A 13,949-nucleotide genomic window follows, 5' to 3' on the forward strand; every position below is an offset into this window, starting at 1 on the left:
CGCCGGGCTTGGTTGGAGTTACCTGTCATCCTATGATTCGCTAAGCTATTTTGCATTGATCCCAATAAACGGCAACCGTTCCTTGGCTGCTCTCTCATTGTCTACATTACTCAGCCGTCACCCTGCTTTTTCGGGACTTACCGGACGTCCGCTTCTTTACATACCATGACAAACCGGCAAGGAGCATGAAGACCATGCAGCCGATCACAGCCCAGAGCAGTGAACCTGTCCGTACACCGGCGTACAGTGCGCTCATGGCCACAGTATGCGGAAACACACCGATCGCCGTCGTCATCATGTAACGAAATAAATTAACCTTTAACAGCCCGGCGGCATAGTTGACGGCATGATAGGGGATGAAGGGAACGAACCGTGCGATCAGAAGGCCTTTAAATTCACTGGCTCTCAGCCAATCCTCCATTTTGGCAAGATACGGTTCAACCCGCGTACCTGCAAAATAAGAAGAGAAAGACCAGGCAAGCCAATATCCCCCAAAAGCTCCGATGATCCCTGAAGTCCACAAGCAGAGACCTCCCCAATATGGCCCGTAGATTTCCAGAACCATCACGGCGGTGATTTCGCCTGGCAGCGGAAGCATATTTAGCAGGGTTTGAAACAGAAACACAGCGACGAAGCCAATGAAACGATAGCGGCGTATCCACGCGACAATTGATTCCGCATCCCCTGTTTGCAGCACATAAACGGTATATATCCCCAAGGTGGTCAGGAGCAGCATTCCAATCCATTTCATCCTATGCTTCATCGTTTAGGGACGAAGCATCAGCTCATAATCATGGTTTGCATCTTGATAGTTTTGCAGCGTCTTCAAAATATCGTTCACGATCAGCTCGCCTGCCGCTCCTTTATGAAATTCTGCCATTTTTCCGCGGATCCGATCAGCTATCGTTGGCGCCCCGAGAAAATCCCGGAGCTGCTCCGCGAGCTGGTGGACATTGGATGAAATCTGGGCCATGCCGTTGGTTTTAAAATAGCGGGCGTTTTCCCTCTCCTGACCGCCATACGGACTCAGAATAAAAATCGGCAGCTTCAGAATGACGGCTTCGGACAAAGTTATGCCTCCAGCCTTCGTTACGATGCAGGAGGACGCGGCCATCAGATCATGAATGTTTTTGACGTATCCAACAATATTCACCTGCAGCTGACCCGAAAACAGTGTCGTCAATTTTTCATAGGCTTGCTGTTTGCGTCCGCATACGACTGTAATTTCGCAAACTTCCTGGCCAACCAGCAAATGAATGAGCTCCACCAGCTGCTGGAACACCGTAAATGTACCTGCCATAATCAAAATACGTTTCCCCTTGGCCGTTCCTTGTGCAGCACGGCGCAGCGGGGCTTCAACGGCTGCTGTATAGAATTGGGGCCTCACAGGGATACCGGTAACGCTGATTTTCTCCGCTGCGGCGTCATAGCTTTGGACCATTTGGTTCTTAATCTCGTTAGTAGCCACGTAATACGCGAATGTATCGGGATGAATCCAGCGGGAATGCAGGGCATAATCGGTAATGACAGTAAATGTACGCGCGGCGTGAACGCATTCTCGCTCCGAAATGACGCCGAAAGGGAATGTATTGATGATCGCATCGGGCCGGAAACGGCTGATGGTCTCCAGCATTTTGCCTTTCACGAGTCCGTTCAGGTACCGCATCACCGGCCCGGATGGATTGGAATCCCTGGTCATGTAATAGCTCCAGCCATAATAATCGAAACCCAATTGGGACGTAAATGTGCTCATTTGATACACTTTCGAGAACAAGGAATTGAGTACCGGATGAGCTTCCTTCATGAGGTCAATGATTTGCACCTGGTTGACCTGCTGCGCATGAAAATAGTGCAATAACGCCGAAGATACCTGAAGATGGCCGTCTCCAAAGCCGGCTGTCAAAATCAAAATACGCGGGCGACGGTTAGACATGCTTGTTCCCTCCCTTTGGTCTCATCGGATTGCCAGGCGACACAAGTTGATGCCTGATCCGGTCAGGATGATCTGCCAAGAGTTAACCGTAGTTACGCTGATACGAAAAATCCTTGCCGGGGATGACCAATATATGGTCCAAAATAAACTGCTGCTCTTTCTCGGAAAGGCCGGACCGTTGAATCATATGGCGGATACGTGTTTCCAACTCATGCATGGACTGCAAAAACAAATCCATATCCTGAAGCTGCTCATACATGCCTCTCACTCCCCATCTATATTCAAATTCCATGGCTTCAATTTCATTTAGGACGGTTTCCACAGATTTCGGATCGGTTCGCTGCCTGATGTACGGCCAAGATGTGACAAACCGTACAGGTCTTCCAGTGTCCGCAGGACATTTAAATGGGTGATCTTCTGATCGAATACGGCTTGACGAACATGATCCCCCGCGATAATCGTCGGGATATGATTCCGGCTGCCGTAATCGTCTTCGTCCCAGGTTAAAATCAGGATGCTGTTGTGGCTTTTCGCCCATTCGACATAAGGGCCTATATTCTGTTTAAGCCACTTGTCTGCCGACTGGATCGTTCCGTCATGCATATCATGATCCAGGTTAGGGATCACATAGGAAACGGTCGGAAGCTGGGTGTAATCAGCCGGGAAATCTGTGAATCTCCGGTTTGCCGATTTTGGAACGTTTGTGAAGTTCACCCAGGGACTATGTTTTCTTCCGTACTGCTTGTTGGTGCACACGGTCGATCCGACAGAAGGCAAACCTTCCGAGTATCCGGCAAAAGTAAGCTTGTGTTTGAACAGCTCGCTTGCCAGATTGAGCGCGGTAAACGTATGTCCGCAGGAATCATTGTGAACGCCTTGGTCGGACCCGGAAAACAGGATTAAATAATTCGGCTGGCTTGGATGCGCATTGGCATACGAATCCGTGAAATACGCCCCTTGTTTAGCCAGGCTGTTCATATAGGGTGCCGCCCGATTCCCGATGATGTTTTGGCGGGAATGGTTCTCCTCCACGACGATGACGACATGATCGGGAACCTTTGCCGTTCTTCCGCTTTGAACTGCATTTTGACCAACGGGTTTCATCGTCTGGGGCTTTGATACTCTTTCCCCAGCCTCCGCTTGCCCGGTTCCCTTGGGCCCGGCACAAGAACACAAAATACTGAGGAGAACAAACAGTATTGTAAATTTACGCATATGCATTAACTTTTCACTTCCCTGCTGGCAGTTGATCTTCTTTGTTCACATGCCGGGGCAAAATCTTTGATTCGTATTTTTCATACCACCCGAGACCCGCTTTAAATGAACGGGATACGAACGTGAAGCGAGCCGCAAGATGGTGCACCCCTGCTGCTACAATGATACCGATCAACGCCCCACCCAATACGTCGAACGGATAATGTACACCCGTCCATACCCTGGAGAACGCAATACACGCAGCCAAGATCAGCCAGATGACCCCTTCTCTTCGGCGATATATCACGAAAATCGCGGCAATGGCAAATGCTCCAATAGAGTGATCACTTGGAAATGATGCATTAGCAGGATGCGGGATCAACTGGAGCACCGAATGGGCGACAAACGGGCGGTTCCGGTAAAATATGTGGCCGATCACCCAACTGATTCCAAGCCCGATGGCAGCGGAGACGACGGACTCCACCACCATTCTCCGGTTGCTCTCCTTACGGGTGAACCAATAAACCAGCAGTCCGGCAAAAAACAAATAAAACGCTCGTTCAGCCAGGATACGCATAACAGGATTCAGGGAGGAAACGGATCTTCCCCACTCGTTAATGACATGAAATAGTTGATAATCGATTTGGCCCATACTCATTCTCATACTCCTTCTGCTTGTTCTGATCTGATAACGATCCGTAGAGATCAGCTTAACGCAGGAATATGAAAATTTAATGAGAATCAACCCATCAATGGCATCGGCTTAGGAGGATACCGCCGGGAACGACAAGGTTACCCGTGTTCCTTCGTCTTCGACGCTCGTCATGACGATCTCGCCTTGATAATGCGAAATGAGATTTTTGGCGATCGCAAGGCCCAGGCCCGTTCCTCCAATCTCCCTGCTGCGGGCCCGGTCTACGCGGTAAAACCGGTCGAAAACATGCTGGATCTCGGCCGTCGGTATGCCGATCCCATAATCTTGAATCGATATGCATACCCGTTTGTTTTCTTCATAGCAGCGAATGTCGATTTCTTTATGTTCCGCTGAATACTTGACTGCATTTTCAATGACGATCAACAGCATCTGCTCCAGGTGAAGCGGGTTGATCCTCACCATTTTACCGGTACCCTCTGCTTTCATGCGAAAAGCGAATTCCGGATACAAATCCTCCATCCGCTGAATGGTTTGGGCCATAAACGGTTCGATCCGGATCCGTTCGATCTGATCGGTCAATGCCGCTGAATCTGACCTGGACAGTGCCAGGAGCCCTTGTACGAGCCCCTTCAGTCTTCGAACTTCCTGAAGCGACGCATTCAGCGACTCCTCCAGGATGGCCGGATCCTTTTTCCCCCATCGGTTCAGCATGTTCAAGTGACCTTCCAGAATGGTGATGGGCGTGCGCAGCTCATGCGAAGCATCGTCCACGAACTGCTTTTGCTGGCGGAATGACACTTCCAGCTGGTCCATCAGCTCGTTGAACAGGCTGGCCAACTGTGATAATTCATCCCCGTTTCCGATGTTTCCGACGCGTTCCTGAAGCCCGTTTTGCTTCACATTTTGGATGGTAACAGCAAGCGCCTTAACCGGCCGCAAAAACTGCTTCGCGATCGCCCAGCCGCTGGCAGCGCTGATGCATACGGCCAGAAAGCCCCCGATGACCATGACCCACAGCAGCGTCGCGTTAAAATGGTCGAAAGTTTCGAGATTCGTCGCCATTTCGACCGTTCCCGATTCGTTCTTGATCGCAAAGGGTGTCCGGTAAATGAGAATGTGATCCTCTCCATGCCACGCATCCTGCAATGAGCTGGTCGTACTCGGAAGCGGGGTGATCCACTTCGGATTAAAATGGTTCGTGACGAGCAGCAGATTCGCCCCTTTATCGTCAATCAGGCGGATCATTTGATTTTTACCGAGAATATTGCGAATGAAAGAGCTCGCTTCCGGTGATTCCAGCGATTCCTTCGTTGCCTGCTGTTCTTGCAAATAGCCCTGGACCTGCGACATCATGACGTGAAGCGCGTCCCGTTCCTGCTTCAGCATCCAGTGCTTCAATACCAGGTACTGGGCAAAATTGTACGTAGCGAACAGCAGAAAAATGAGCAGTGTAGCGCCAATCATCAGCTTCCATATGACAGGCAGCCGCTTGAGCCAATCAGTTATTCGCCTCATGTCCGCATCACGTATCCCATGCCGCGTACGGTTTGAATGACGCTTTCTTCTCCGGCAGAATCTAATTTATTTCGCAAATACCGGACATACACATCAACCACATTCGTCTCCACCTGCGAATCGTAGCCCCATACCAAGTCCAGCAGCATATCCCTGGTCTGGACCAGGTTTGGATGCTTCATAAACACGGCCAACAGATCGAATTCACGCTTCGTCAGCTCGATGGGGGTACCGCCCCGGGTAGCTACTCTGGCATCCAGATCCACCGTTATGTCCCTGAATGTCAGAACTGCCCGGTTCGGTTGATCCTGAAGCTCAATCCTGCGGAAAATCGCGCGCATGCGGGCCAGAAGCTCCTCGATGTCAAAAGGTTTGGCGATATAGTCATCGGCACCGCTGTCAAGGCCCTGCACCCGGTCTTCGAGACCGTCTCTCGCCGTGAGCATGATGACCGGGGTACTTTTCGCATTCCGGAGCCTGCGGCACACCTCTACTCCGTCCAAATGAGGCAGCATGATGTCCAGCAGGATCATATCCCATTCCTCCGCCAAAGCGAGCTGAAGTCCACTGGATCCGTCATAGGCGGCCTTCACAAAGAATTGCTCATGCTCGAGTTCGAGCTGGATGAAACGCACCAGGCTCTTTTCGTCTTCTATAATAAGTATCCGTTTCATTGATATCTCCTCCAGGTTACTGCTGCGAAGACAAGTATATTGGAATTTCATGAGAAAATGATGAGAAGATAGGCACTGTTGCAATCAACAATCAGTACTAGTTTGATCATACCTTGGAATTGTAAACAAATGATAATCCTTCCTAACATTTTCTGTATACAAAAAGCAGAGCCTCACAAGAGACCCTGCCTTGAATGCTTTTTATTCTTGGCTGCCTGCATTCTGTCCGTTACTGCTCTGTTCATTTGAAGCCTGACTGCTTGCTGTCTGCCCGCCGGAAGTCTGTCCATTGTCGGAAATGACGCGACGAGCGGTTACAAAGGTATGATCCCAGGTGCTTCCTGCAAAATCGGACACCGTCACGCCAATACCAACTCTGTAGGTATGCAGCAGTTGTCCGTTGCCTATATAAATGCTAACGTGATTGATGTCGCCGTCATGATTCGTATCAGAGAAAACCAAGTCCCCTGGCTGTAATTGATCCTTGGACACCGGCGTGCCTACCTGCGATTGCTCTCTTGATGAGCGTGGCAGATCGATGCCGTTTTGCTTGAACACATATTGCGTGAATGAAGAACAATCGAATCCATCCGTTCGGCCGGATGGTGCCCCAAACTGATAACGAACGCCTAGAAATTGTTTGCCTGTCGCGATGACCCGATCCGCCACGGAGCTGTCAGATACCGAGGCTGCGTGAACCGGATGGGCCGGCAGCAGCATGCTTCCGGAAAAAGCAACGGAGAGGCACACGCCGATTCCCATAAAAGTTTTGACGATACGGCTCTTTCTGTTGAGGTTCGTGTTGTTGTTCATAAAGACCCTCCCTAGAAGTCGTATTGGATAAGTGAAATTCATGCGGATTAGTGCTTTACCTTTCACAAACAGTTATAGGCGATAGAAATTAAAAAATGATGAGAATGTCCAATATCCTCCTCAAGCAATTTTATCCAAGCCCATGCCTGCAAAGTAGAAACAAAGTACCGCTTGATATCACCTTTTATAGGATCCAAATCAACATAGCAACGACTTATGTATCCGAACGCATAAATTGGCCCAGCTTACCGAACCATAACCGATAGCTCATCAATGCCAGCAAAATGCTGGTGAGCGCCGCCGACGAAGCGAACGCAAACATGATCAAAATTTGATAACGGACCGCCTCCAGCGGACTGGCGCCGGCCACGATCATGCCCGTCATCATGCCGGGCAGTTGGACGATCCCGACGGTCTTCATCCCGTCGATCGTCGGGATCATGCTGGAACGCGCCGAGCGGTTCAGCATGCGATGGATCGCCTGCCGCGGGCTCGCGCCGAGGGACAGCAGCGTTTCGACTTCTCCCCTCGAGGTCACCGCTTCCCGCTTCATTTGGTTCAAAAACAAACTGGACACGACCATGGCGTTGCCGATAGTCATGCCGCTGATCGGGATAACATAACGTGCTGTGAGCGGGATAATGCTTAGAGCGAGCAGCAACCCCATCGTAACTACTTCCGTAATCGTAATGGTCAAACCTACGTACAAATAGATGCGCTTGAGCCCTTTTCCGCGCTTGCCCGCATTCCAGGTAGCTACCGCAATCATAACGACCAGGATCAATGCAACGAGCAACAGATGTTGTGTGCCAAATATGTATTGAAGAACAAACCCGACAGCGAGCAGCTGTATCGCGGAGCGAATCGTTCCATATAGAATATCCCGTTCCAGTCCGAGCTTTTGCCATATGGATATGCCGACGGATACCGCAATAAATACAAGCGTAGAAGCCAGTGCGATCAAAGACATGATATTCCTCCCTCGGACAAAGTCCCATTGGAGAGCGACCATACCCTTTCCCCGATCCGTGCCGCTTGGTCGCGATCATGGGATATCCAGGCATAGCCCGTTCCCTCCTGCCGATTGATGTCCGTAATCAAACGCTCAACCGCATATTTACTGACATCATCGAGCGAGGAAGTGATCTCATCCAGCAGCAAAAGCTTGGGGCGCAGCAATAAGGACCGCACTAGAGCCACCCGCTGCTTTTCACCGCCCGAAAGGGTGGAAGCTTCTTTGGACAAGCCCATATCTCCAAGCCCAACGCTTGACATCAGATGAGCCGCATAGGCTGGATCATATTCCGTATGATGCAGCCTGCTCACCGTACGCAGATTATCTTCGATGGAACCCTCAAGCATGACGGGCGTTTGACTGACGTAGCAGACGTTCATCCGCCAGGCTTGTGGATTCCACTCATGCAGTGGCTTTCCGAGCAGAAGCATTTCCCCGCTGTCCGCTTCATCGAGCAGGCCAAGAATGCGCAGCAGGGTGCTTTTGCCTTGGCCGGACGGCCCGACGAATACAATTTTCTCCCCTGCGGGGACGGTGCCGGCGATTTTCGAAAAAATGATTTGATTAGAGACCGAGGATATCGTTTTGCTTAAATTCGTAAATGACAAGATGTTATCGATCATTCATATAAATCTCCTCTGCGTGTGGCTTACTATCGTCGATTACCATCCATTTTAAACATTCGCAGTCGGCTTGTCATGGCTTAAGGATCGATCGGTCTTCACTCATTTGCCTAGTTGTCGTGAGCAAATCGAGCATGCAGAAGCAAATGGAACAAACCGGGAAATAAAAAAGCCGCGAAGATCGCGGCTTATCGAGTATTCAATTCGTTGAGGCAGCGTACCGCCAGATGGCTGTAATATTCCGCAGCCGGGAGCAGCGCGTCCTCTTCCGGATTAAACTTCGGATGATGCAGCGCATAGGGCGAGTTAGACCCTACATATACAAATGCGCCTGGGATGTGCTGGAGATAGTAGGAGAAATCCTCCCCTCCCATGCTTGGTCCAAGCACTTTGGTGACATAGCCGGATTCCTCCGCCGCATCGCTGGCGAACTTGGCCCAATATGCGTCGTTGATCGTGGCTAGCGGTCCGGGATACCATTTCAGCTCGGCCGACACCCCTGCCGATGCTCCGATTCCGTCAATAATTTGCCGGATCGTGTCCGGAATGCGTTTCTGAACCTCCACATCGAGCGTTCTTACCGTTCCTTCGAGCTCCACTGTCCCAGGAAGGACGTTCCATGTGTTCCCACCAGAGATTCGGGTGACGCTGACCACGACGGCATCGAGTGCACTGACCCGGCGGCTGGTGATCGTTTGCAGAGCCAGGATGATTTGGGAGGCGGCGACGATCGCATCGGTCCCTTTCTCAGGCGTTGCCGCATGGGCACCGATTCCGTTAATGACGATTTCGAACCGGTCAACGCCGGCGGTGATGGCGCCTTCGCATGTGCCCAGTTCCCCTACCGCAAGCTCCGGCGAATTGTGAAGGCCGAAGATCGCCGATACGCCCTCCAACCCACCGGAGTCCACCACGTCTTTAGCTCCGTGTCCAGTTTCTTCGGCCGGCTGGAAAATGATCCGTACGGTTCCTTGAAGCTCTTGCTCCTTTTCCTTCAACAGATAGGCGGCTCCCAAGGCGACGGTTGTATGAAAATCGTGGCCGCAAGCATGCATTTTTCCTGCAAACTTGGATCGGAACGGAACGTCCGTCTCTTCATCGATCGGCAGCGCGTCGATATCCGCCCGCAAGGCCATGATCGGTTCCCTGCCAGTGCCGATTTGGGCGATGACCCCCGTCTTAAGGTTGGGTAAATCCAGAATTTCAATATTGGCTTCCTTCAGCCACGCTTTGATTTTGCGCGTCGTTTCGAACTCTTCATTGGATAATTCGGGTTCCAGATGCAGATTGCGGCGGATGTCCACCAAGCGATCCTGCAGCTTCGCAGCGGAACCGGTATTCGTTATACCGGGATTGGCCATACGAATTCCTCCTTCTAACTCCGATGATGTAGTATACATTGTCATTCTTCAAGGTACCGGCTTAATTCTTCGGTATAGCGCTCAATAAAGTGCAATATCAGCTTCTGCTCGTCCGGGGAATAACTGTCGAAGTCCCGGTCGATATCCGAGCTTCGGGACTCGTGATACCGGTAATGGCCTTCGAATGCAAGCTGTCCAAGCTCCGTCAGCCGGAAATGGACCTCTTTCTTGTTATCCTCTCGCTGGAACTTGCAGATGAGTCCCTTTGAGCCCAATTTGGCGATCGTCTTGGAGGCGGTTCCCTTGGTGATGTTCAATATGCCGGCAAGCTCCGTCAGATTGGAGTCCTGATGCCTTCCAATGGCTTCAATCATATGGATTTCCGAATAATACAGCAGCATGCCGGACACATATTCTTTTGGTTTTTTATTCAGGAGATTATAAATTTCAAACATCCGTCCCAAGGCCAGGTCCACTTGAATATGAAACTGATCCAATACAAACGCTCCTCTAAATTGTTGTGTTCGTCAGAAACATTCACCTCATCTTATCCATTCTTCCAAAATCCGTCAACCAAACGCAAGGACCCATCGTGAAATTATGAAATGAACCTTTTCCAATGCCAGCTAGTATCGTCTAAAAAGTGTCGCCCAGCATCGGTCGGACCGTTAGCTCTTCGACGACCGCCTGCGGACTTAAAGACAAGATGGCTGCAACCAGCAAACCGATGTCGCTGCCTTCCAGCAGTCGGTCCGGGGCTGTTCGCTCATTGGGAACGCGCCGCTCGGTAAAGGTACCGCCGGGATGGATTAGCGTCACACCGACTCCGGCAGGCTTCAGCTCCTCCCGCAGACCGACCGCGTAATTTCGGAGCGCCGCTTTGGAAATGCCGTACAGCGAAGTATCCGCCCGCAATCCGGCCGTCGACCCGATGACCAGAATGCGTGGGTATTCACCTTGGCGGATAAGCGGAAGCAAAGTTCGCACCCAATTGTAGTTGGATACGACATTGGCCAGAAGGATGCGTTCCAGCTCTTCACCCTTGGGTTCTATAACAGAACGGGTGTCATCGAAGAAAGCGGCAGCGTTTAAGACGAGAACGTCCGGTTGGAATTGATGTTCCTTCATATATATAATGAGCCGATCCGGTGTTTCCTCGCTCGTCTGGTCTGCCGTGAAAACCAGTGCATTCCCACCAAGCGAGGTTCGCGCTTCGGCCAATGATTCCCCGTTCCGCCCCACCAGCAGCAGTTCATGACCGGCGATGGACAGCTGCCGGGCAATCGCAAGTCCGATCCCCCGGCTGCCCCCCGTAATGATGACTCTCATCGAAATCCCCCATATCATCCGGTCTTTAGTCCCTTTGATTCGGTTAAATAAAATACTCGGTGTCATGGCTCTGGACCGGGTTGTTGATCGCCATATAAATCTTTTCCACAATACTCAAGAGCTCCATATCGTTCCGGTTACGAGGCCGATCGAACGGAACGTCGAAGATTTGCTGGATGCGGCCGGGACGCGGACTGAGAAGGACAATTCTTGTCGCCAAATAGACGGCTTCAGCTACATCATGCGTAATAAAAAAGATCGTCTTCTTCTCTTTCTCCCAAATACGTATCATTTCATCCTGCAAGGTCAACCGTGTCAAATGGTCCACCGCGCTGAAAGGCTCGTCCATAAGGATAACCCGCGGATCGGCTACCAGCGTCCGGGCAAGCCCGGCGCGCTGCCTCATGCCCCCGGAGAGCTGATGTGGATACTTCTCCTCGAAACCAGTCAAGCCTACAAGCTCGATCGTCTTTTGAACTTTGGCGCGCCGCTCCTCGCGGCTGACGCCGGCAATCTCCAAGCCGAATTCGATATTGCGGCGGATGCTCCGCCAAGGGAACAACGCGGAATCCTGAAACACGACGCCGATGTCGCGGCTGGTTCCGGCTTGCGGAACCTGATCCAGCAGCACCTCTCCGCTCGTCTGGGATAGCAGACCCGCGGTAATTTCCAGGAGCGTGCTTTTTCCGCAACCGCTTGGACCAAGCACGCACACAAATTCCCCGTCCTGCACCGTCAGGTTAATGTCGTGCAGCGCATAGGTTTGCTCTTCATCGATATTTTCGTATTCCTTGGTAATATGCCGAAGCTCGATTGTCGGCATGACATCAGCTCCTTTCCCGCTTCCCCATTTAATTGTTCGCCTTGTATTTCCCCAGCTTCAGCCTTTTGGCGACGCGCTCCGCAAACGTGTTGTCGAATGTGCCGTCGACCGAGATTTTGTCCCGCTGCATGCCGTATTGATTCAGCAGATCCTCGGTCACTTGCAGGCGGTTTTTATCGACGATCGGATCGTTCTCCCAGAGGACGATTTCCGATTCGATTGCAGTACGTGCCGTCTTCTCATCAAGGTTCAAATACTTGGCTGCCCAAGGCAGGAATTCATCCAGATGCGTTTTGGCGTATTCGTTGGCATAGAAATACACTTCGAGCACGCGTTCCACTACTTCTGGCTGCTCATTGATCAGCTTCTCGCTGGCTACCAGCACGCCGGTTTGGTATTTCGGCATAAACTCCCAAGTCTTGGCCAGCACATTCCCCTTGCCGGCTTGCTCCGCCATCGTTGCGAACGGCTGGTGAATAATCGTGGCATCGACCTCACCCGACTCAAACGTCGCGTAAGCGGATTGATACACGCCGTTCGGCACAAGCTGAACATCCTTTTTCGGGTCGATGCCGTTCTGCGAGAGCACCTCCATCAAGGTGAGCGGCATACCTCCGATCGGCTGCGCAGAACCAATTTTCTTGCCTTTCAAGTCGGCAAACGTCTTGATTTCGGGCTTGGCGATAATCCAGTAAGCCCCGCGGCTTCTCCACATATTGCTGACGACTTTAATTTTCACCCCGTTCACAATGGCAGGGATATAGGTTCCGGGATCCCCGTCGGCGATGTCGACCTCTCCGGCACCGAAAGCCGCAACCGGGTTAATCGTATCGACAAAGTTCAAATGAATGCCGGCATCCTCATACCAGCCTTTGTCAATGGCAAACTGATTGGCAATTCCGGTCATCCCTTTGGAAAAACCGGCCGTAAGGGTGACTTCCTTGTTATCCCGCCCTTTCCATGGCGGAACCCCTGAAGCGATATCCACAGTTGTATTGTCCAGTGTACTTGAAGCTGCCTCCGTGCCGCTTCCAGCTTCGTAAGAACCAGTGGAGCTGGAGGAAGCGGGAGCATCCTTGGAAGACGAGCCGCAAGCGGCGAGCGTGAAAACCAGGGACAATGAGATAACACCGCTAATTGATTTGCGTAACCATTGATTTGAGTACATGTTCCTCTTTCCCACCCTTTGTACAATGTATAATTTTATAATCAGGCGATCCGGCTCGGCATCCACCGGCGGCATACCAATCTCTCGATCAGGTTGATCAGCCCGACGAACAGAACGGATAACACCGTCACCACAATGATGACTAAATATAATCTTGGCGTATTCAGCACAGCCTGAGACTCATTAAGCAGGAAACCAAGCCCATTCTTCGCTGCTGCCATCTCGGCAAATACGACGCCGGTGATCGCCGTCGCCGCCGTCACACGCAGCCCGTTGAAAATGGAAGGAAGCGCCGAAGGCAGCAAAACCTTGAATACCGTTTGCGCCCGGCTCGCCTTAAACACTTTGGCCAGCTTCAAATGCTCCGTTCGGGTCTGCTTGGAACCCGTAACGGTGTTATATAAAATGTTAAAAAAACAGAAAAGAATGACCAGGACGACCTTGCTCTTGAAGCCGATGCCGAACCATACAATGAGCAGCGGCATGATAGCCGTCTTTGGAATGGCCATGATCGCCGCCATCAGCGGGTCGATCAGCTTTTCCAATAACGGGAATGAGACGAACAGCACTCCAAGCCCGATGCCCGCCACCGCCGAAATGAGATACCCTACCGCAACCTCTTGCAGGGAAACGGACAAATGCGGCCAAAGTGTGTTTTCTTTGAGCATATATACGAACTCCTGTACGATCTGGGAAGGGGAAGCCAAGAATACCCGGCTCACCCACTCCTTGGACACCGCCAGCTGCATGCCCGCCAGCAGTGCGGCAATAAATGCGATTTGAACAAATCGGATCCATAGGTTTTTCGCTTTAGTGTCTTTTTTGGTACGTAACGCCATGCGATGC

General features: G+C 51.4%; 16 protein-coding genes. All 16 read right to left on the reverse strand.

Annotation, left to right across the window (positions count from 1 at the left end):
* Window positions 1-106: 106 nt before the first annotated feature.
* The 16 genes from K2F33_RS24435 to K2F33_RS24510 all read right to left on the reverse strand — a co-directional run bounded on the left by K2F33_RS24435 (window position 107) and on the right by K2F33_RS24510 (window position 13,942).
* On the reverse strand, window positions 107-751 hold the full coding sequence (locus K2F33_RS24435) for a TVP38/TMEM64 family protein (RefSeq protein ID WP_263879125.1): 645 nt from the start codon (window positions 749-751) through the stop codon (window positions 107-109).
* A 15-nt stretch (window positions 752-766) separates the two neighbouring features.
* Window positions 767-1,933, reverse strand: coding sequence for an MGDG synthase family glycosyltransferase (locus K2F33_RS24440; RefSeq protein WP_263879128.1), 1,167 nt, complete (start codon window positions 1,931-1,933; stop codon window positions 767-769).
* A gap of 82 nt (window positions 1,934-2,015) precedes the next feature.
* The gene (locus tag K2F33_RS24445; protein ID WP_263879130.1) at window positions 2,016-2,192 is read right to left on the reverse strand and encodes a hypothetical protein; all 177 of its coding nucleotides are present in this window, start codon (window positions 2,190-2,192) and stop codon (window positions 2,016-2,018) included.
* Between the two features lie 47 nt (window positions 2,193-2,239).
* On the reverse strand, window positions 2,240-3,037 hold the full coding sequence (locus tag K2F33_RS24450) for an alkaline phosphatase family protein (RefSeq protein ID WP_263879131.1): 798 nt from the start codon (window positions 3,035-3,037) through the stop codon (window positions 2,240-2,242).
* Between the two features lie 124 nt (window positions 3,038-3,161).
* The gene (locus K2F33_RS24455; protein ID WP_263879132.1) at window positions 3,162-3,785 is read right to left on the reverse strand and encodes an undecaprenyl-diphosphatase; all 624 of its coding nucleotides are present in this window, start codon (window positions 3,783-3,785) and stop codon (window positions 3,162-3,164) included.
* 105 nt (window positions 3,786-3,890) lie between these two features.
* Entirely contained in the window at window positions 3,891-5,297 is a 1,407-nt protein-coding gene (locus K2F33_RS24460; protein WP_263879133.1) for a HAMP domain-containing sensor histidine kinase, read from the reverse strand.
* Window positions 5,294-5,971 carry a response regulator transcription factor gene (locus tag K2F33_RS24465; protein ID WP_145133766.1) on the reverse strand — a complete coding sequence of 226 codons (678 nt, stop codon included), beginning with the start codon at window positions 5,969-5,971 and terminating at the stop codon, window positions 5,294-5,296. The genes K2F33_RS24460 and K2F33_RS24465 overlap by 4 nt, the downstream gene beginning before the upstream one ends.
* 201 nt (window positions 5,972-6,172) lie before the next feature.
* On the reverse strand, window positions 6,173-6,784 hold the full coding sequence (locus tag K2F33_RS24470; RefSeq protein WP_263879135.1) for a C40 family peptidase: 612 nt from the start codon (window positions 6,782-6,784) through the stop codon (window positions 6,173-6,175).
* A 214-nt stretch (window positions 6,785-6,998) separates the two neighbouring features.
* A complete protein-coding gene (locus K2F33_RS24475) occupies window positions 6,999-7,754 on the reverse strand; it encodes an ABC transporter permease (protein WP_263879138.1) in 756 nt (251 codons plus the stop codon).
* A complete protein-coding gene (locus K2F33_RS24480) occupies window positions 7,745-8,422 on the reverse strand; it encodes an ABC transporter ATP-binding protein (protein ID WP_076165889.1) in 678 nt (225 codons plus the stop codon). Before K2F33_RS24480 ends, K2F33_RS24475 begins: the two co-directional genes overlap by 10 nt.
* Before the next feature lie 188 nt (window positions 8,423-8,610).
* The gene (locus K2F33_RS24485) at window positions 8,611-9,783 is read right to left on the reverse strand and encodes an amidohydrolase (RefSeq protein ID WP_263879141.1); all 1,173 of its coding nucleotides are present in this window, start codon (window positions 9,781-9,783) and stop codon (window positions 8,611-8,613) included.
* Window positions 9,784-9,824: 41 nt separating this feature from the next.
* Window positions 9,825-10,280: a MarR family winged helix-turn-helix transcriptional regulator gene (locus tag K2F33_RS24490; protein WP_145133775.1), complete on the reverse strand. Its 456-nt coding sequence runs from the start codon at window positions 10,278-10,280 to the stop codon at window positions 9,825-9,827.
* 139 nt (window positions 10,281-10,419) lie between these two features.
* Window positions 10,420-11,112 carry an SDR family oxidoreductase gene (locus K2F33_RS24495; RefSeq protein WP_263879143.1) on the reverse strand — a complete coding sequence of 231 codons (693 nt, stop codon included), beginning with the start codon at window positions 11,110-11,112 and terminating at the stop codon, window positions 10,420-10,422.
* Between the two features lie 43 nt (window positions 11,113-11,155).
* Window positions 11,156-11,935, reverse strand: a complete 780-nt coding sequence (locus K2F33_RS24500) for an ABC transporter ATP-binding protein (RefSeq protein ID WP_263879145.1) — start codon at window positions 11,933-11,935, stop codon at window positions 11,156-11,158.
* A 28-nt stretch (window positions 11,936-11,963) separates the two neighbouring features.
* A complete protein-coding gene (locus K2F33_RS24505; RefSeq protein WP_263879147.1) occupies window positions 11,964-13,055 on the reverse strand; it encodes an ABC transporter substrate-binding protein in 1,092 nt (363 codons plus the stop codon).
* Between the two features lie 89 nt (window positions 13,056-13,144).
* A complete protein-coding gene (locus tag K2F33_RS24510; protein ID WP_089547187.1) occupies window positions 13,145-13,942 on the reverse strand; it encodes an ABC transporter permease in 798 nt (265 codons plus the stop codon).
* Window positions 13,943-13,949: the final 7 nt, after the last annotated feature.

This window comes from Paenibacillus sp. PSB04 (genome assembly GCF_025809195.1).
GTDB classification, from domain to species: Bacteria; Bacillota; Bacilli; order Paenibacillales; family Paenibacillaceae; genus Paenibacillus_AQ; species Paenibacillus_AQ favisporus.

Coding starts and splice junctions, on each gene's coding strand:
- K2F33_RS24435 (WP_263879125.1), bottom strand. CDS start 751: ATGAAATGGATTGGAATGCTGCTCCTGACCACCTTGGGGATATATACC.
- K2F33_RS24440 (WP_263879128.1), bottom strand. CDS start 1,933: ATGTCTAACCGTCGCCCGCGTATTTTGATTTTGACAGCCGGCTTTGGA.
- K2F33_RS24445 (WP_263879130.1), bottom strand. CDS start 2,192: ATGTATGAGCAGCTTCAGGATATGGATTTGTTTTTGCAGTCCATGCAT.
- K2F33_RS24450 (WP_263879131.1), bottom strand. CDS start 3,037: ATGAAACCCGTTGGTCAAAATGCAGTTCAAAGCGGAAGAACGGCAAAG.
- K2F33_RS24455 (WP_263879132.1), bottom strand. CDS start 3,785: ATGAGTATGGGCCAAATCGATTATCAACTATTTCATGTCATTAACGAG.
- K2F33_RS24460 (WP_263879133.1), bottom strand. CDS start 5,297: ATGAGGCGAATAACTGATTGGCTCAAGCGGCTGCCTGTCATATGGAAG.
- K2F33_RS24465 (WP_145133766.1), bottom strand. CDS start 5,971: ATGAAACGGATACTTATTATAGAAGACGAAAAGAGCCTGGTGCGTTTC.
- K2F33_RS24470 (WP_263879135.1), bottom strand. CDS start 6,784: ATGAACAACAACACGAACCTCAACAGAAAGAGCCGTATCGTCAAAACT.
- K2F33_RS24475 (WP_263879138.1), bottom strand. CDS start 7,754: ATGTCTTTGATCGCACTGGCTTCTACGCTTGTATTTATTGCGGTATCC.
- K2F33_RS24480 (WP_076165889.1), bottom strand. CDS start 8,422: ATGATCGATAACATCTTGTCATTTACGAATTTAAGCAAAACGATATCC.
- K2F33_RS24485 (WP_263879141.1), bottom strand. CDS start 9,783: ATGGCCAATCCCGGTATAACGAATACCGGTTCCGCTGCGAAGCTGCAG.
- K2F33_RS24495 (WP_263879143.1), bottom strand. CDS start 11,112: ATGAGAGTCATCATTACGGGGGGCAGCCGGGGGATCGGACTTGCGATT.
- K2F33_RS24500 (WP_263879145.1), bottom strand. CDS start 11,935: ATGCCGACAATCGAGCTTCGGCATATTACCAAGGAATACGAAAATATC.
- K2F33_RS24510 (WP_089547187.1), bottom strand. CDS start 13,942: ATGGCGTTACGTACCAAAAAAGACACTAAAGCGAAAAACCTATGGATC.